Consider the following 17746-nt stretch of genomic DNA (forward strand, 5'->3'; position numbering starts at 1 on the left):
CTATATTTATCCACCAAATGAATGATTATTTATGAATGCAACATATAAGGTAAAAGTAAATAAGGATTTTGAATATACTATAGAACAAGAAGAAGTCTTCAAAACGGATATTATCCAGACTTCTGATTCAAAATTTCATCTTCTCGACAAGAACAAATCGTATCATAGCGAGATCATCCAATCAGATTTCAACAATAAAAAATACAGCATAAAAGTAAACTCTAATACCTATGAAGTGGACATTGCTGATTCATTAGATATGATGATTGCAGAAATGGGATTTTCTGTTGGTGCTTCTAAACAAGTAAATTCTATCAAATCTCCAATGCCAGGATTAATTATAGATATTCAGGTAGCCGTTGGACAAACAGTTGAAGAGGAAGACTATCTATTAGTGTTGGAAGCCATGAAAATGGAAAATATCATTACTTCGCCAAGAGCAGGAACTATTAAATCCATCGAAGTCGAAAAAGGAGATGCAGTAGATAAAGGAAAATTATTAATTGAGTTCGAATAATAGTTCTTGTCACACTAATTATAAACCTATCATAAGTTCTAAACGATTATGAAAAAAATATTGGTCGCTAATAGAGGCGAGATTGCTATACGGGTAATGAAAACGGCTAGCAAAATGGGGATTAAAACGGTAGCTATCTATTCTACTATAGATAGGAACTCACCACACGTGGCATTTGCAGATGAAGCCGTTTGTGTTGGTGAAGCTCCTTCTAGTGAATCTTATTTATTAGGTAATAAGATTATTGAAATCGCCAAAGAATTAAACGTAGATGCCATACATCCTGGATATGGATTCTTAAGTGAAAATGCTGATTTTGCTTCGGAAGTAGAAAAAAATGATATCATTTTTATTGGACCTAAGTCCAAAGCGATTGAAGTTATGGGAAGTAAGCTAGCGGCAAAAGAAGCGGTTAAAGCATATGACATCCCTATGGTACCAGGTATCGAAGAAGCGATCACAGATCCTGAAAAAGCTAAAGAAATTGCCAGAGAAATAGGGTTTCCTATTTTGATCAAAGCTTCTGCTGGTGGTGGTGGAAAAGGAATGCGTGTAGTAGAAAAAGAAGAAGACTTAGAATCTCAAATGCAACGTGCTATTAGTGAAGCTATTTCTGCCTTTGGTGATGGTTCTGTTTTTATCGAAAAATATGTAGGTTCTCCAAGACATATCGAGATTCAGGTAATGGCGGATACGCATGGAAATGTATTACACTTTTTTGAAAGAGAATGTAGTGTACAAAGAAGACACCAGAAAGTAGTGGAAGAAGCTCCTTCTGCTGTACTAAGTCCAGAATTGAGAACTAAAATGGGGGAAGCAGCGGTTAGGGTAGCCAAAGCTTGTGATTATGTTGGTGCGGGAACAGTAGAATTTTTATTGGATGAGCAGCACAACTTCTACTTCTTAGAGATGAATACACGTTTACAAGTAGAACATCCTGTTACTGAATTGATCACTGAAGTGGATCTTGTAGAACTACAGATCAAAGTTGCCAGAGGTGAAAAGTTAAACATCAAACAGGAAGATTTAACCATTAAAGGACATGCATTAGAATTAAGAGTCTATGCAGAAGACCCTATGAATGATTTCTTACCAAGTGTTGGAAATCTGGAAACCTATCAAATACCTGTTGGTGATGGTATTCGTGTAGATAATGGGTACGCAGAAGGAATGGATATTCCTATTTACTATGATCCAATGCTATCCAAATTAATCACTTATGGAGAAACACGAGAAGAAGCAATCGAATTAATGATCAAAGCTATTGATCACTATCAAGTAAAAGGTGTGCAGACTACCTTATCCTTTGGAAAATTTGTATGCCAACACGAAGCCTTTAGATCAGGAAATTTCGATACTCATTTTGTAAAGAAATATTATACCGCGGATGCTTTGAAAACAGAAATGCAAGAAGAAGCCAGAATTGCTGCATTGATGGCATTACGACAATATCAAGAAGATCAAAAACAATTAAGATTACCAACACACTAGATATGAACTCGAAAATAAAAGTTTTACAAGAAAAGATTGATCAGGCACATCTTGGTGGTGGTAAACAACGTATCGAAAAACAACACCAAAAAAAGAAATTAACCGCCAGAGAACGTATTGCATACTTCTTGGATGAAGGGTCTTTTGAAGAAATTGGTATTCTGGTTACTCACAGAACTACTGATTTTGGTATGCAAGATGAAATATACTACGGTGATGGTGTCGTTACCGGTTATGGTACTGTAAACGGACGATTGGTCTATGTTTTTGCACAAGATTTCACCGTATTTGGAGGAGCCTTATCCGAAACACATGCCGAGAAAATCTGTAAGGTTATGGACTTAGCAGTTAACGTGGGAGCGCCAATTATTGGACTAAATGATTCTGGAGGTGCTAGAATTCAGGAAGGAGTACGATCTTTGGGTGGATATGCAGATATATTCCATAGAAACGTACAAGCTTCTGGTGTTATTCCTCAGATCTCTGCCATTATGGGACCTTGTGCTGGTGGTGCCGTATATTCTCCTGCAATTACTGATTTCACACTAATGGTAGAAGATACTAGTTACATGTTTGTAACAGGACCTAATGTAGTAAAAACAGTGACTAATGAAGAAGTAACTTCTGAAGAATTAGGAGGTGCAAGCACACATTCTACAAAATCTGGTGTAGCGCATATCACTTCTTCTAATGACATTCAGTGTTTAGAAGATCTTAAAACGTTACTGAGTTATTTACCACAAAACAATAAAGAAACAACAAAAGCATTACCGTATACCTTAGGTGATGAGAAAAGAGCTGTTCTAGCTGATATCATTCCGGACAATCCTAACAAGCCTTATGATATGCATGAGGTGATTGGTGGAATTATTGATGAAGATTCTTTCTTTGAAATTCATAAAAACTACGCCGAAAATATTATTGTAGGTTTTGCCAGAATTGGAGGTAAAAGTGTTGGTATTGTGGCGAATCAACCGATGTTTTTAGCAGGTGTTTTAGATGTAAATAGTTCTAAAAAAGCTGCTCGTTTTACACGTTTCTGTGATTGTTTCAATATTCCTTTATTGGTACTAGTGGATGTTCCAGGATTTTTACCTGGAACTGATCAGGAATGGAATGGAATTATTGTCCATGGAGCTAAATTATTATATGCCTTAAGCGAAGCTTCTGTTCCTAAGGTAACCGTAATTACGAGAAAAGCCTACGGAGGAGCTTATGACGTAATGAATTCTAAACACATTGGCGCAGATCTTAATTTTGCTTGGCCAACTGCCGAAATAGCGGTTATGGGTGCCAAAGGAGCTAGTGAAATTATCTTTAGAAAAGAAATCAAAGCTGCGGATGATCCAGCGGCAAAATTAGCAGAAAAAGAAGCTGAGTACGCAGATACCTTTGCGAATCCCTACAGAGCCGCACAGCGCGGATTTGTAGATGAAGTGATCTTACCTGAAAATACCAGAAGAAAATTGATCAAAGGATTTAGCATGCTAGAAAATAAGGAGATCCATCAGCCAAAAAGAAAACATGGTAATATTCCTTTATAAATAAATTTCTTGGGGAGAAGTCACAAACATTTTCCTATTTTTACGATGAAGTAATTATAGGAAAATGCCCCATGAATAATAGACAACTCACTAAATTTGCGATCTACGCGATCGCTGTTCTTTGCGCAGCTTTGATTAACGAATTTGTTATTAAACTTGTAAAAAAACAAATTCATGAACAAGGCTATCTTTTGGTGCTCATCGATATGCTAATCGTAGTATTGATTTTTGCACCTGCTTTTGCTTTAGTTTCTAAATACACTAAAAAATTATCCAAAGCTTATTTAAAAACTTCCAAAAAGGTATCCAGTAGTAAAAATGGAAACTTATTAGGGTTTACCGTAGCTATGATTATTTTATTTGTTCTTTTCGCGTATTTACGCCATAATATTAATGTTATTCAGGATCTAAAAACCATCATTTAGCAACAAAGGTGTAACCGAAGTGGTTTAAACTGCATTCAAAAAGTTAAAATATTAAGTTTTTTTCACCAACTAGGGGTACTTGTTAAGTACCCTCCCTCTACTTCTGAAGTCCCCTCTCCCTACCTCATTACTAAGGTGGTCGAAGCTAAAAGGGAAGTCTCACTTTCCTCTAAACTTAGTGTCACTTTGCTTTTTACTAGGTTGCACTAAGCTCTGAGGTACCCTCACCCACTAATGGAAGTACCCCTCATAATCCTTTTACAAACAATGCCCCACCTATATAAGTACCCCTTTGTATTATATCTTACATGAAACCCCTACCTATATATGTACCCTCTCCCCACATAGATAAGTGGGTATTTAGCCATTTGAGTCTGTTTTTGTTAAAAAAATATTAAGGATTGATCTATTCTAGTACGATCAAAAATTATACATCACATATTAGTATTCCCTCTTTAAGGGCTGCCAGATTATCCTCATAAGTAGGGATAAATTCTTGGGCTACATATCCCTTGAATCCAGTTTCCACAATTGCTTTCAAAATTGCAGGATAATTTAATTCTTGTGAGTCATTTATTTCATGTCTTCCTGGCACACCTCCTGTATGATAGTGCGATATATACTCTTTGTACTTTCTAATGGTAGCAATAATATCTCCTTCCATAATTTGCATATGATAAATATCATATAACAATTTAAAACTATCAGAACCTATCTTATCCACCAATTGAACACCCCAAGGAGTATGATCACATTGGTAATCTGCATGATCAACCTTACTATTTAGCAGTTCCATGATTAACGTAATATTATTCTTCTCTGCATGCTTCACCAAAGGTGCTAATCCTTGTGCACATTGCTCCCATCCTTCTTCATCAGAGATCCCATTCTTATTTCCTGAAAACACAATCACCTGTCGTACTCCTGCATGAGAAGCTTTAGAAATAAGCTCTATATATTGCTTTTGTAATTTTTCATGATTCTTCTCATCATTAAAACCCTCTGTAATACTAGCAAATGTATCCGTAGCTACAGAACAAGAAAGTCCTTTTTTTTGCACTACTTCCCATTCTTCCGGTTTTAAAAGATCAATAGCCTTGATCCCTATGCTTTTACACTTTTCAGCGAATTCTTCTAATGGTATGCTCTGATAACACCATCTGCAAACTGCATGATTTACATTTCCTTTTAATCTATCCGAAAAAGTTCTCGAAAAATCTTGTGATATCGTTTTTCCAAACGCTGAACCACTGATACTCAATGCTCCAAAACCCAAAGACATATTCTGAATTGCTTTTCTTCTATTTAGCTTAGCCATAACCCCAAAATTGAATAGTTCATAAAACACAGCTAATTTAATTAATGATTTGTTAATTTTATTGTTAATACAGAAACAAACTTCTTATATTAGAAGCAAAATTGTGCAAACAATAAAAATTGAATTATGAATCTATAATTTTTCATTTTTCAAAATACCTTTCTTCGAGAACAAGAAGAAAACAGACAAACAAAAAACTACTATCAGAGCGTACTCAATCAAGCAATGATCAGCTTGATTCGGGATTAATTTATTTTAACATAAAATGAGAAGATTGATCGCAATCTCTCATCTTTTAATGTAACGTATAGACTGTCTGTAAACATCAAAAAAGTATGGAACAAGAACCTCAATTTGACGCTATTGTCGTTGGAACAGGAATTAGTGGTGGCTGGGCTGCTAAAGAACTTTGTGAAAAAGGTCTCAAAACACTCGTATTAGAAAGAGGTCGTATGGTAACGCATATCGACGATTACACCACTGCTAATGATGATCCGTGGGATTACGAATTTAAAGGAGAACCCTCTCGAGAAGAAATTGCCGAACAACCTAAACAACATAGAACAGGGTATGTTACTGATAAAGCACACCGTCACTTTTTTGTAAATGATCTTAAACATCCATACAATGAAATTAAACGTTTTGACTGGATTAGAGGATATCATGTAGGTGGAAGATCACTCATGTGGGGAAGGCAAAGTTATAGACTGTGTGATTTTGATTTTGAAGCAAATAAAAAAGAAGGAATTGCTGTAGATTGGCCGGTACGCTATAAAGATATTGCACCTTGGTATGATAAAGTAGAAGAGTTTATTGGAGTAAGTGGAGAAAAATTAGGTTTGGAACAATTACCAGATGGTCAATTTTTGCCACCCATGGAATTAAACTGCGTAGAAGAGCATCTAAAAAAGAATATCGCAGAAAATTATGAAGATCGCTTGCTAACCATCGGAAGAACCGCTCATATTACCGGAACCAAGACTTTTGAAGGCAGAATGAACTGCCAATATCGTAATCGATGTATGCGTGGATGCCCATTTGGAGCATATTTTAGCAGTAATTCATCCACTTTACCAGCCGCAGAAAGAACAGGTAATATGACTTTGCGACCCAATTCAATCGTACATCAAGTACTCTATGATGATAAAACTGGAAAAGCTACTGGAGTAAAAGTCATTGATACACTTACTAAGGAGAAAATGCAATTTACTGCAAAAGTTATTTTCTTATGTGCTTCAGCCATTGCTTCGGCAAGTATATTAATGCAATCAAAATCAGAACGTTTTCCGAATGGAATGGGAAATGATTCTGGTGAATTAGGTCATAATATTATGGACCATCATTTTAAAGCTGGAGCTATTGGAAAATATGATGGCTATAAAGACAAGTTTTATAAAGGAAGAAGACCTAATGGTATTTACATTCCACGTTTTAGAAACATTGGTGGCGAAACAGATCAGGAAAATTTTAAAAGAGGTTATGGATATCAAGGCGGAGCTAGCAGATCCAACTGGGAAGAAACTATTGCTGAGCTTGGTTATGGCGCCGAATTAAAAGAAAAAATATTAGAACCTGGAGGATGGCGATTCGGACTAATGGGATTTGGTGAGTGTCTACCCTATCATGAAAATAAAATGACGCTCGATTATGATAATCTAGACGAATGGGGATTACCTACCGTAACATTTGATGCCGAGTTTAAAGAAAATGAGCTAGAGATGCGTAAGGATATGATACAACAAGCAATGGATATGCTTTCTAAAGCAGGATTTACAGATATACAGCCTTGGGATGATATTGGAGCACCTGGTTTAGGAATTCATGAAATGGGAACCGCTCGTATGGGAAGAGATCCTAAAACGTCTGTACTTAATGGAAATAACCAAATTCACGCAGTTCCTAATGTTTATGTTACCGATGGTTCTTTTATGACCTCAGCGAGTTGTGTAAATCCATCACTTACGTACATGGCTTTTACGGCTCGTGCAGCAAATCATGCCGCAGAACAAATTCAAAAAAACGCTTAATCTAAGTATTATGAACAGAAGACAAGCATTAAGAAATATTGGACTATCAGCAGGATATATTGCTGCTACTCCCACCCTTTTCAGTCTATTGCAAAGCTGTAAAAAAGAGTACATATTGGATTGGACACCAGAACTATTATCTGTGGATGAAGGAAAAGCCTTAGATCACATCGTGGATCTTATTTTACCAGAAACAGATATTCCTGGCGCGAAAGCATTACACATACCTATGTTTATTGATAAATTTATAAATCACGGTATCGAAGAAACTGAAGAAACGCAGATGTTTAAATATGGTGCTGGTGTGATCCTGAAAAAATTAGGAGTTAGTGAAGAAAAAAATATTGATGATGTTACCGCAGAAGAATATGATGCCTTATTAGCTAAATACTTAAAACTTCCTAAAGAAACACGAAAAGCACATTGGGAAGAAATATCTAAAGTAAATACTCCCGAAGATATAGAAAATGTATCTCAAGAGGCTATATCATTTAATTTCTTATATTCAGTAAGAGATATTTCTATTTTAGGATTTAAAACCTCAAAAGAAATTGGCGAAAACGTATTAAACTACCTCCCTGTTCCTGGAGAATATATCGGTTGTGATTCTGTTCAAAATCTTACTGGTGGAAAGGACTGGGCTTTATAATTATTACCTAACTAAATTTAAAATTATGTACAAAACAATCTTTAAGGGGCTTATATGTATGCTTATTATTAGTTCCTGCAAGAATACCTCTAAAGAAACTACTGTAACCGAAACTCAAGAAGAAGAAACCATACAAGAAGCACCCAAGGAACCAGAGCCATTCTTCGAATTATCCTTAGCCCAGTGGTCGCTTCATAAAGAAATCCAATCTGGAAAATTAGATCCTATGGATTTTGCAAAAAAAGCAAAAGAACTTGGTTTTACCGGTATTGAATATGTAAGTCAGTTATACACGCATCTATATAAAGATGCCGGTGACCCAGAGAAGGAATTACATGAGATTCTCAATGCGCTAAAAAATAAAAGTGATCAGTACAATGTGCAAAATCTACTTATCATGGTAGATGGAGAAGGTGATCTAGCCGTTCTTGGTGAAAAAGAAAGAAACCAAACCGTTGAAAATCATAAGAAATGGGTAGATGCTGCTCAGTTTTTAGGATGTCATTCGATCCGAGTAAATCTATTTGGCACCAATGATCCCGAAAAATGGGTTGAAGTTGCAACTGATGGATTAAAGAAATTATCGGAGTATGCAGCTACTAAGGGTATCAACGTAATTGTAGAAAATCATGGCTATTTATCATCTGATGCATCTTTATTAGTAAAAGTGATGCAAAATGTGAACATGAAAAACTGCGGAACACTTCCGGATTTTGGGAACTTTTGTTTAGAACGTGAAGGCGGTGCGCGATGGGGTGCCAAATGCGTAAAAGAATATCCAAAATATAAAGGTATCGAAGAAATGATGCCATTTGCCAAAGGAGTAAGTGCTAAATCGTATGATTTTGACGCCGATGGAAATGAAACGACTATCGACTTTAAAAAAATGATGGATATCATCAAAACTGCAGGATATCAAGGATATATTGGGGTTGAATATGAAGGAGAACGACTAAGCGAAATTGATGGCATCATTGCCACCAGAGATCTATTAATAAAGCTATCTAAGTAACCAGGTAATCGTTCTTAAATTATGAAGAAATTTATTCAATTTCAGTTATCTCTAATGATGTTTTTAGAGTTCTTTATCTGGGGTGGTTGGTTTGTTACTATGGGAATCTATTTACCTAACTCTCTCGATACTAGTGGTGGTGAAATTGCGATGGCATATTCTACACAATCGTGGGGCGCTATCATTGCTCCTTTCATTATCGGGCTTATTGCTGATCGTTTTTTTAACGCAGAACGTATTTTGGGAGTACTACATCTCATCGGAGCATTGCTAATGTATCAAATGTCTAACGCTACTGATTTTTCGGTATTCTTTCCCTATGTTTTGGGATATATGATTGTATATATGCCAACATTGGCATTGGTAAATTCTGTATCGTTTAACCAAATGACAGATCCGGCGAAACAATTCTCTTTTGTAAGAGTATTTGGAACCGTTGGATGGATTGTTGCTGGTTTAGTCATTAGTTATGTTTTTCATTGGGATTCTCCAGAAGGTGTAGCTAATGGAATGCTGAAAAACACCTTTTTAATGACAGCAATTGCATCTGCAATTCTAGGAGTTTTTAGTTTTACATTACCCAAAACACCTCCAAAGGTTGGAAAAGATCAGAAAGTAACTATTTCTGACATTTTAGGGTTGGAAGCAATCAAACTGCTAAAAGACAGAAACTTTCTCATGTTTTTCCTAGCCTCAATATTAATCTGTATTCCTCTCGCATTCTATTATCAACATGCTGGACAATTCTTAGGTGAAATTGGTGTTAGCAATCCTGCAGGTAAAATGACTATTGGTCAAATATCCGAAGTACTGTTCATGTTACTTTTACCATTTTTCTTTAAACGTTTTGGTTTCAAGAAAACATTAATCGTTGGAATGTTAGCTTGGGGAGTACGATATCTATTATTTGCCTACGGAAATTCGGGCGAACTTGCATTTATGCTCATTGTTGGAATTGCGCTACATGGTATTTGTTATGACTTCTTTTTTGTATCTGGACAAATCTATACAGACTCTAAAGCAGGAGAAAAGTTCAAAAGTGCTGCACAAGGTTTAATTACACTAGCGACATATGGATTAGGAATGCTTATAGGATTTTATGTAGCTGGAAAAATTACGGATGCCAATGTAATCGCAGATGGAGAACATAACTGGAATAGCATTTGGATATTCCCAGCAATTTTTGCAGCTGCAGTAATGCTACTATTTGCTATCTTCTTCAAAAATGAAAAAATAGAATATAAAGAAAGTTAACTATGACTAAACTTAAAATGGGAATGGTCGGTGGCGGAACAGGATCCTTTATTGGAGATGTGCACCGGAAAGCCGCCAGTATTGATGGAATGGTTGATTTAGTTTGTGGTGCATTTTCTTCTAGTAAAGAAAAAAGTCTTACTTCTGGGAAAGAACTAGGAATCCCTAATGAACGAGTGTATGGCAGTTTTGAAGAAATGATCCTGGAAGAGGCAAAACTTCCTGAAGAGGAACGAATGGATTTTGTATCTATCGTAACTCCTAATCATATGCATTTCCCTCCTGCTAAAATCGCTCTAGAATATGGGTTTCATGTGATTTGTGATAAGCCACTGTCCTTAACTTTAGAAGAAGCTATCGAATTAGAAAAAGTAGTTGCATCTACTGGAAAAATATTTGCGCTAACTCATAATTACACAGGATATCCTATGGTAAAACAGGCAAAAGCTATGATCGCCAAAGGAGACTTAGGAACCATTCGAAAAATAAACGCTCACTATCTGCAAGGCTGGCTTTCTACTTCAGTAGAAAAAACTGGTCAAAAACAAGCTGCATGGCGAGTAGATCCAAAGAGATCAGGAATTGGAGGTGCTTTGGGTGATATCGGCACACATGCCGAAAACTTGATTGAATATATCACAGATATAAAAATTGAAGCACTTGCGGCAGATTTAACCGCTTTTGGCGAAGGTCGTAGTCTAGATGATGATGGCAATATATTAGTTCGTTTCGAGAATGGAGCCAAAGGAATCATCTCTTTTTCTCAAATCGCAACGGGAGAAGAAAATAATCTGAGTGTTAAAATTTATGGTACCAAAGGAAGTGTAGAATGGTATCAAGAGAATCCAAATCAGTTAATCGTTAAATGGTTAGAGCAACCCAAACAGATCTATACTCCAGGTGGAAACGGAACGTATCCTGAATCTTCTGACTATGTAAGAATCCCTGCAGGACATCCCGAAGGATATTTAGAAGGGTTTGCTACTATTTATAGAAGTTTTGCCAAAGAAGTCCTCGCGTTTAAAAATGGAAACTCGATTTCAGATCAATTAGATTTTCCTACCGTAGCAGATGGGGTGCGTGGAATGAAATTCATCTATGCTGCCGTAGAAAGTAGTAATAATAATGCCGCTTGGGTAACATTATGATCCTAGTAAAATTTTTAATTAACCAATCACACATATAAACCACCACTAAAAACTTATGACAATGAAGACAATAAAAGGGCCTGCAGTATTTCTTGCTCAATTTATGGATGACAAAGCTCCTTTTAACTCACTTGATGGATTATGCAAATGGGCCTCTGATTTAGGATATAAAGGTATTCAAATCCCTACTTGGGAGACCAGACTTATTGATCTGGATACTGCTGCAGAAAGTCAAACCTATTGCGATGAACTCAAAGGTAAGATTGCAGATTACGGATTAGAAATCACTGAATTATCTACGCATCTGCAGGGACAATTGGTAGCAGTGCATCCCGCCTATGATTTGATGTTTGATAATTTTGCTCCTGATGATTGCAAAAACAATCCTAAAAAGCGTACAGAATGGGCGATAACTCAAGTAAAAAATGCTGCAACCGCTAGTAACCACTTAGGAATTAGTGCGCATGGCACCTTCTCTGGTTCCCTTTTATGGCATACGATGCATCCTTGGCCACAACGTCCTGCCGGATTGGTAGAAATGGGATTTGAAGAATTAGCAAAAAGATGGCTACCCATTTTGAATCATTTTGATGAGCAAGGCGTAGATGTTTGTTATGAAATTCATCCAGGAGAAGATTTACATGATGGTGTTACTTTTGAACGTTTTCTAGAAGCTACAGGTAACCACAAAAGAGTAAACATACTATATGATCCAAGTCATTTTGTGTTACAACAATTGGATTATATCGAATATATTGATCATTATCATGAATTTATCAAAGCTTTTCATGTGAAGGATTCTGAATTTAATCCCACCGGAAAAAAAGGTGCGTTTGGTGGATATAGTGATTGGATAGATCGTGCAGGAAGATATCGTTCTCCAGGAGATGGACAAATAGATTTTAAGACTATTTTCTCTAAGCTTACTCAATACGGATGTGATGTTTGGGCGGTAATGGAATGGGAATGTTGTATTAAATCTCCAGAACAAGGTGCCCGAGAAGGTGCTCCGTTTATCCAAAGTCATATTATTGAAGCCACGCAAAAGGCATTTGATGATTTTGCTGGTGCTGATATTGACAAAGAGCAACTAAAAAAAATACTAGGATTATAATTTAAAAAACTCAAAATGAAGAACCTTATTTATTTTCTTATCATCAGCGGTATGTTATATGCTTGTGATACGAAACAAAAAGAGACCACTACTATTGCTGAGGAAAACAAGATTGAGGAAGAGATGGAAGAAACTCCTACTCCCACAAAAGAAATTACAGATCCTAAAGAAACTGAAGTTTGGGATCCAGAACCAAAAGCCATTTCTTTTGATTCGATGAATGTTCCTTCCGATGCTATTGTTCTTTTTAATGGATCGGATTTGGAGCAATGGATTGCGACCAAAGATTCTGCACAAGCTGGTTGGACTATCAATCCTGATAACACCATGACGGTGAAACCAGGTACAGGAGATATACAAACTAAAAGAAATTTTGGTAGCGTTCAATTACACTTAGAATGGAAAGCGCCGGATGTTTTGGTGGGTGATGGACAAGGAAGAGGAAATAGTGGTGTGTTTTTTCAAAATAGATATGAAGTACAGATTTTAGATAGTTATCAAAATCGTACGTATGCTAATGGACAAGCTACTTCTATTTATAAACAGCACATTCCTCTGGTCAATGCTACCAAACCTAATGATCAGTGGCAGACTTATGATATCATATTCCACCAACCTGAATTTGAAAACGGTAAAAAGAAAACGTCAGGATCTTTTACGGTAATTCATAATGGTGTATTGGTGCAGGATCATGTAGAGATTTTAGGAACTACAGAATATATAGGTCCGCCGAAGAATATTCCTCATGGAAAAGGTCCTATAAAATTACAAGATCATAGCAATCCAGTACATTATCGCAATATATGGATACGGGAATTGAAGTAGCTACTGAGCATTTATAAATGCTTGAATCTCTTTATCTGTAAAAACAGGATTCGCTCCTTCGCTACCTGCTACCATAGCACCAATAGCGCATGCATAATCTATGGCTGTTTGTGGATCGGCTTGTTGGATTAGCTTCGAAATTAAGGTGCCTAAAAAGGAATCCCCAGCTCCTACCGTATCTATTACCTTTACTTCGTATCCAGAATTATTGTAAAAACTATTGTTATAAAATAAGGTAGCGCCTTTTCCTCCTTTGGTAATACAAATTTGGGAAGTTTCTGTATGTTTTGCTACAGCTTTTACTTGATCTTCAACTGTGTTTTCTTGTATGTTGAAAAAGGTACAGATTTCATCCAATTCTTCATCGTTGAGTTTTATAAAATCAGCCTTTTGCATCAATTCTAAAAGTAAAGCTGCATCATAATGTGGTGGGCGAAGATTAACATCCAATATTTTAAACTTGGCAAGCTCTAACAGCTCCAACAAAGTCTTTCTAGAAACATCATTTCTAGCCGCCAAACTCCCATAAATAAATGCATCCGAAGTGGCTACTTCCTTTTTGAGAGCTTCAGAATTCTCAATAAAGTCCCATGCCACCGGTCTGGTAATTTCATAAGAAGCAGTACCTTCGTGATCTAAGTTTACTAAAACTTCTCCCGTTTTATATTCTTGATCCTTCTGAACCGTATTGGTTGAAAGGCTTTTTTCTAGAATGTAAGAAGTAATATGATCTCCTAATTCGTCATCACCGACTCTGGTAATAATAGTGGTATTAATTCCCATAGTTTTTAGACGCAATGCCACATTCAGTGGTGCGCCTCCTATTTTTTTATGAGAAGGAAATATATCCCAAAGTACTTCTCCAAAACAGCTTATTTGCATAAAAATAATTTAAGTACTAAAGATATTCTTTTGTCTTTATAAAAAGAAATACCAATACTTGAAGTTTTAGGTGAAAACATAAAAAAACCTTGAAATAAAAGTATCAAGGTTTTTGGTTCTAAAATGTATTCCAAATTCTAAAAAAACTGTTCAATGATTGGAGTTTCTGGTTTAATATCTTCAAAATCTATTGGCTCTACAAAAAAGTCAAGATACATTTCGGGAATACTAAGCATATCAAGATATTCCATAAAATCATCTGGTACATATGGACAAATATAACATCTAGAATATTCAGAGACAGGACAGATATACCAGTTGCAAGAAAAACAGTCCCAACCAGTAAAACCGGTATAACAGGTTTTGGTATCCTCTTCGAAATTATTAGCTAGAATACCTTCCCCGAACAGAAAAATTCCATCTTGATTTCCTAGATTTTCCGGAACAGTAACCTCATTCAAATAACTCAAGAAAACTAAATCTCCTTTTCTATTTGTTTTTGGGTTATAAATACCAGATATCAATATTGCTCTACTATTTTCTTGGTAAACCATTTCTTTTACAAAAGCTGATTCTTCTTCGGGATATGGTTGTGCTTTTAAATCGATCTTTTCCAAAATCCCTTTACCACTAACTACGGTTGCTTTTTCTAATAATTCTAACATATTCTCCTTAGCATTTATAGAACCGTAAATATGAACCAGCGCATATAGTAATGCCTTATTTGCTTTGGTTGTATAAATTCCTTCGGACTTTTGAAAATTCTTAGTTTGAACATTTTCTGGAATAGTGCCTTCTGTCTCAGTTTTTGAGCATGAAATGACCATCGTGGCGCATAGAAATACTACAAAAAGTTTACTTACTTTTTTCATCATAATTGGTTTTAAGATTAAACATATACCCGTTAGTAAAAAAAGACACCCGAAAGTAGACATCTGCGAAAAAACAACCCTCAGTGGTTAACTACTCCTCTGAGGGTCTAGGCTGAAGCGAAAAAATTAAACTAACTCAACTTACACTCAATTAACAGCTTCAGCTTCTCTTATATATCTTATGTTTCTTTATCTAAAATGGATTCCTGCCTTTGCTGGAATAACTAAATACTATTGTTTTATACTGAATTTAATTTCTCTTTAATCTTATCAATACACGGATTGTTAATACTTCCTATATGTGTATGTTTTGTGTTCTTTTCAGGTTTGTAATTTCCTTTTTCGATATTCTGCCCGATTTTTACATAGGCATCTCTAAAAGACATTCCTTCCATTACCAACGCATTCAACGTATCTACACTAAATAAATAATCATATTTGGTGTCTTCCAATATACTTTCGTTTACTTTCACATTCTTTAGGGCATAAATCGCCATCTCTAAAGACGCTTTTAAATCCTGAATTGCAGGTACGATGCCTTCTTTCAATAACTGTAAATCTCTATGATATCCACTGGGTAAATTATTCATAAGCAAACTCAATTCATACGGTAATGCTTGAATCTTATTACACTTTCCTCTTATTAACTCAAATACATCAGGATTCTTTTTATGTGGCATAATACTAGAGCCTGTTGTAAATTCTGAAGGAATACTCATAAAGTCAAAATTCTGACTCATATACAAACAAACATCCATTGCTAATTTGGATAAGGTACCTGCCACGCTACTCATGGCAAAAGCAGTAGATTTTTCGGATTTTCCTCTGCTCATCTGAGCGGCAACTACATTGTATTTCAATGTCTCAAAATCTAGCTCTTTTGTAGTAAACTCTCTATCTATAGGAAATGAACTTCCATATCCAGCTGCACTTCCTAATGGATTTTGATCTACTACCTTTAAAGCCGCATTTACAAAATAAAGATCATCCACAAAGCTCTCTGCGTAAGCAGAAAACCATAATCCAAATGAGGATGGCATGGCAATCTGAAGATGTGTATATCCAGGTAGCAACACCTCTTCATACTGCTTTGCAGACTTTAATAAATTTTCAGATAATTCTTTTACCTGATCTTTTATCTGTTGTAATTCATCCTTTAGGTATAAATGCATTGCTACTAAAACTTGATCATTTCTGGATCTGGCAGTATGTATTCGTTTACCAGCATCTCCAATTTTTTGAGTAAGCTCAAACTCTATTTTAGAATGCACATCTTCAAACTGATCTTCAATTACAAAAGTACCTTGCTCAATTTGTTGTGCCAAGACATCGAGTTCTTTTTCGATGGCAACGATATCTTCATTTGAGAGCAACTGAATTTTATGTAACATTTTAGCGTGTGCTAACGTTGCTTTCACATCATATTTAGCAATTACCAAATCCAATTGCCTATCGTTTCCAACAGTAAACATGTCTATCTTCTGATCGGTTGGTAATCCTTTATCCCAAAGTTTCATCTACTATTTTTATTTTTCTAAATTATACCTTCTAATATCTTTATATACAAAGCGACTCCTTCTTTGATTTCTTCTACATAGATAAACTCATTTGCAGAATGCGATCTTGTAGAATCTCCTGGTCCTAATTTTAGCGATGGACAACTTAATACCGATTGATCCGAAAGTGTTGGAGATCCATAGGTGGTTCTTCCTAATGAAATTCCAGAGGTAACAATTGGATGGTCCTTTGGTATAGATGACGACCCTAAATGCAGTGATCTTGGTTTTACCTCTACATTCTGCGGCAAAGAGTCTTTAACTAATTCTAAGACTTCTTCATTTTTATACTTATCATTTACTCTAATATCTACAACCAAATTACAGTGAGATGGCACCACATTATGTTGATTGCCAGCATTAATCTGAGTCACAGTCATTTTTACATCTCCCAACGTCTCTGAACTGTTTTCGAATTTGTAATCCTTAAACCATTCAATCACCTTTAGTGTATTATATATTGCATTATCATCATTAGGATGTGCAGCATGACTGGCAGTCCCTTTTACCGAAACATCTAATACCAATAATCCTTTTTCAGCAATTGCTAGTTGCATCAATGTAGGCTCTCCCACAATAGCAAACTCTACATTTTTTAGATATTTCAGAATACTTTTTAATCCTAACGGACCACTACTTTCCTCTTCTGCCGTGGCTGCTATTACAAAATTGTAATTCAGATCTTGTTTGTTATAAAAATAGGTGAAAGTTGCTATGAGAGATACCAAGCATCCGCCAGCATCGTTACTTCCCAAGCCATATAACTTTCCATCTTCTACAAAAGCCTTAAATGGATCGTTGGTATAATTACCGTTAGGTTTTACCGTATCATGATGAGAATTCAAAAGAATTGTAGGTTTTGCTTTATCAAAATTCTTATTATATGCCCAAATGTTATTGTTCTCTCTTTCAAAAGGTATTTCATATTGATGGAACCAATTTTCTATCAATAAAGCTGTTCCTTCTTCTTCTGAAGAAAAAGATTGAGTTTCTATTAACTGATGCAACAGATCTATTGCTTTTTTAGTTAATTCAGGAATACTTAAAGCTGAATTATTCATAGTAGTATGGTTGTCTATCACAGTTGTATTTATGGTATTATCTTCTTTCTC

16 protein-coding genes are annotated in these 17746 nt (G+C 35.7%); 11 read left to right on the forward strand and 5 right to left on the reverse strand.

Annotated features, from left to right (window positions below):
• Positions 1 to 31: 31 nt before the first annotated feature.
• From Q1A73_RS16285 to Q1A73_RS16300, 4 genes are all read left to right on the forward strand, one after another.
• Positions 32 to 517 carry a biotin/lipoyl-containing protein gene (locus Q1A73_RS16285; RefSeq protein WP_299607450.1) on the forward strand — a complete coding sequence of 162 codons (486 nt, stop codon included), beginning with the start codon at positions 32 to 34 and terminating at the stop codon, positions 515 to 517.
• Between the two features lie 48 nt (positions 518 to 565).
• On the forward strand, positions 566 to 2008 hold the full coding sequence (locus Q1A73_RS16290; protein WP_299607452.1) for an acetyl-CoA carboxylase biotin carboxylase subunit: 1443 nt from the start codon (positions 566 to 568) through the stop codon (positions 2006 to 2008).
• Positions 2009 to 2010: 2 nt separating this feature from the next.
• Entirely contained in the window at positions 2011 to 3552 is a 1542-nt protein-coding gene (locus Q1A73_RS16295) for an acyl-CoA carboxylase subunit beta (RefSeq protein ID WP_299607454.1), read from the forward strand.
• Positions 3553 to 3623: 71 nt separating this feature from the next.
• Positions 3624 to 3977 carry a hypothetical protein gene (locus Q1A73_RS16300; protein WP_299607455.1) on the forward strand — a complete coding sequence of 118 codons (354 nt, stop codon included), beginning with the start codon at positions 3624 to 3626 and terminating at the stop codon, positions 3975 to 3977.
• Positions 3978 to 4404: 427 nt separating this feature from the next.
• Here Q1A73_RS16300 and Q1A73_RS16305 read toward each other — a convergent pair whose 3' ends face one another.
• Positions 4405 to 5295, reverse strand: coding sequence for a TIM barrel protein (locus Q1A73_RS16305; RefSeq protein ID WP_299607456.1), 891 nt, complete (start codon positions 5293 to 5295; stop codon positions 4405 to 4407).
• Positions 5296 to 5630: 335 nt separating this feature from the next.
• Here Q1A73_RS16305 and Q1A73_RS16310 point away from each other — a divergent pair, with 335 nt between their 5' ends.
• The 7 genes from Q1A73_RS16310 to Q1A73_RS16340 all read left to right on the forward strand — a co-directional run bounded on the left by Q1A73_RS16310 (position 5631) and on the right by Q1A73_RS16340 (position 13324).
• Entirely contained in the window at positions 5631 to 7322 is a 1692-nt protein-coding gene (locus tag Q1A73_RS16310; protein WP_299607458.1) for a GMC family oxidoreductase, read from the forward strand.
• A gap of 10 nt (positions 7323 to 7332) precedes the next feature.
• On the forward strand, positions 7333 to 7971 hold the full coding sequence (locus Q1A73_RS16315; protein WP_299607459.1) for a gluconate 2-dehydrogenase subunit 3 family protein: 639 nt from the start codon (positions 7333 to 7335) through the stop codon (positions 7969 to 7971).
• Positions 7972 to 7996: 25 nt separating this feature from the next.
• Positions 7997 to 8983, forward strand: a complete 987-nt coding sequence (locus Q1A73_RS16320; RefSeq protein ID WP_299607461.1) for a sugar phosphate isomerase/epimerase family protein — start codon at positions 7997 to 7999, stop codon at positions 8981 to 8983.
• Positions 8984 to 9004: 21 nt separating this feature from the next.
• Positions 9005 to 10237, forward strand: a complete 1233-nt coding sequence (locus Q1A73_RS16325; protein ID WP_299607463.1) for a nucleoside permease — start codon at positions 9005 to 9007, stop codon at positions 10235 to 10237.
• A 2-nt stretch (positions 10238 to 10239) separates the two neighbouring features.
• Positions 10240 to 11385: a Gfo/Idh/MocA family oxidoreductase gene (locus Q1A73_RS16330; RefSeq protein WP_299607465.1), complete on the forward strand. Its 1146-nt coding sequence runs from the start codon at positions 10240 to 10242 to the stop codon at positions 11383 to 11385.
• 61 nt (positions 11386 to 11446) lie between these two features.
• Positions 11447 to 12499, forward strand: coding sequence for a sugar phosphate isomerase/epimerase (locus Q1A73_RS16335; RefSeq protein WP_299607467.1), 1053 nt, complete (start codon positions 11447 to 11449; stop codon positions 12497 to 12499).
• A 15-nt stretch (positions 12500 to 12514) separates the two neighbouring features.
• A complete protein-coding gene (locus Q1A73_RS16340) occupies positions 12515 to 13324 on the forward strand; it encodes a DUF1080 domain-containing protein (RefSeq protein WP_299607468.1) in 810 nt (269 codons plus the stop codon).
• Here the strand turns inward: Q1A73_RS16340 and Q1A73_RS16345 are convergent, their stop codons facing one another.
• The 4 genes from Q1A73_RS16345 to Q1A73_RS16360 form a co-directional block, all read right to left on the reverse strand.
• Entirely contained in the window at positions 13325 to 14206 is an 882-nt protein-coding gene (locus tag Q1A73_RS16345; protein ID WP_299607469.1) for a carbohydrate kinase, read from the reverse strand. It abuts the gene before it with no gap.
• 137 nt (positions 14207 to 14343) lie between these two features.
• Positions 14344 to 15078, reverse strand: coding sequence for a hypothetical protein (locus Q1A73_RS16350; RefSeq protein WP_299607470.1), 735 nt, complete (start codon positions 15076 to 15078; stop codon positions 14344 to 14346).
• 239 nt (positions 15079 to 15317) lie between these two features.
• Positions 15318 to 16595, reverse strand: coding sequence for an argininosuccinate lyase (argH, locus tag Q1A73_RS16355; RefSeq protein WP_299607472.1), 1278 nt, complete (start codon positions 16593 to 16595; stop codon positions 15318 to 15320).
• 17 nt (positions 16596 to 16612) lie between these two features.
• Entirely contained in the window at positions 16613 to 17695 is a 1083-nt protein-coding gene (locus tag Q1A73_RS16360; RefSeq protein WP_299608091.1) for a M20 family metallo-hydrolase, read from the reverse strand.
• Positions 17696 to 17746: the final 51 nt, after the last annotated feature.

Source organism: uncultured Aquimarina sp. (assembly GCF_947492115.1).
GTDB lineage: Bacteria > Bacteroidota > Bacteroidia > Flavobacteriales > Flavobacteriaceae > Aquimarina.

What these genes read in the sequence shown, in the direction of transcription:
- Q1A73_RS16285 (WP_299607450.1), top strand. Translation starts at nt 32, where the DNA reads ATGAATGCAACATATAAGGTAAAAGTAAATAAGGATTTTGAATATACT.
- Q1A73_RS16290 (WP_299607452.1), top strand. Translation starts at nt 566, where the DNA reads ATGAAAAAAATATTGGTCGCTAATAGAGGCGAGATTGCTATACGGGTA.
- Q1A73_RS16295 (WP_299607454.1), top strand. Translation starts at nt 2,011, where the DNA reads ATGAACTCGAAAATAAAAGTTTTACAAGAAAAGATTGATCAGGCACAT.
- Q1A73_RS16300 (WP_299607455.1), top strand. Translation starts at nt 3,624, where the DNA reads ATGAATAATAGACAACTCACTAAATTTGCGATCTACGCGATCGCTGTT.
- Q1A73_RS16305 (WP_299607456.1), bottom strand. Translation starts at nt 5,295, where the DNA reads ATGGCTAAGCTAAATAGAAGAAAAGCAATTCAGAATATGTCTTTGGGT.
- Q1A73_RS16310 (WP_299607458.1), top strand. Translation starts at nt 5,631, where the DNA reads ATGGAACAAGAACCTCAATTTGACGCTATTGTCGTTGGAACAGGAATT.
- Q1A73_RS16315 (WP_299607459.1), top strand. Translation starts at nt 7,333, where the DNA reads ATGAACAGAAGACAAGCATTAAGAAATATTGGACTATCAGCAGGATAT.
- Q1A73_RS16320 (WP_299607461.1), top strand. Translation starts at nt 7,997, where the DNA reads ATGTACAAAACAATCTTTAAGGGGCTTATATGTATGCTTATTATTAGT.
- Q1A73_RS16325 (WP_299607463.1), top strand. Translation starts at nt 9,005, where the DNA reads ATGAAGAAATTTATTCAATTTCAGTTATCTCTAATGATGTTTTTAGAG.
- Q1A73_RS16330 (WP_299607465.1), top strand. Translation starts at nt 10,240, where the DNA reads ATGACTAAACTTAAAATGGGAATGGTCGGTGGCGGAACAGGATCCTTT.
- Q1A73_RS16335 (WP_299607467.1), top strand. Translation starts at nt 11,447, where the DNA reads ATGAAGACAATAAAAGGGCCTGCAGTATTTCTTGCTCAATTTATGGAT.
- Q1A73_RS16340 (WP_299607468.1), top strand. Translation starts at nt 12,515, where the DNA reads ATGAAGAACCTTATTTATTTTCTTATCATCAGCGGTATGTTATATGCT.
- Q1A73_RS16345 (WP_299607469.1), bottom strand. Translation starts at nt 14,206, where the DNA reads ATGCAAATAAGCTGTTTTGGAGAAGTACTTTGGGATATATTTCCTTCT.
- Q1A73_RS16350 (WP_299607470.1), bottom strand. Translation starts at nt 15,078, where the DNA reads ATGAAAAAAGTAAGTAAACTTTTTGTAGTATTTCTATGCGCCACGATG.
- argH (WP_299607472.1), bottom strand. Translation starts at nt 16,595, where the DNA reads ATGAAACTTTGGGATAAAGGATTACCAACCGATCAGAAGATAGACATG.
- Q1A73_RS16360 (WP_299608091.1), bottom strand. Translation starts at nt 17,695, where the DNA reads ATGAATAATTCAGCTTTAAGTATTCCTGAATTAACTAAAAAAGCAATA.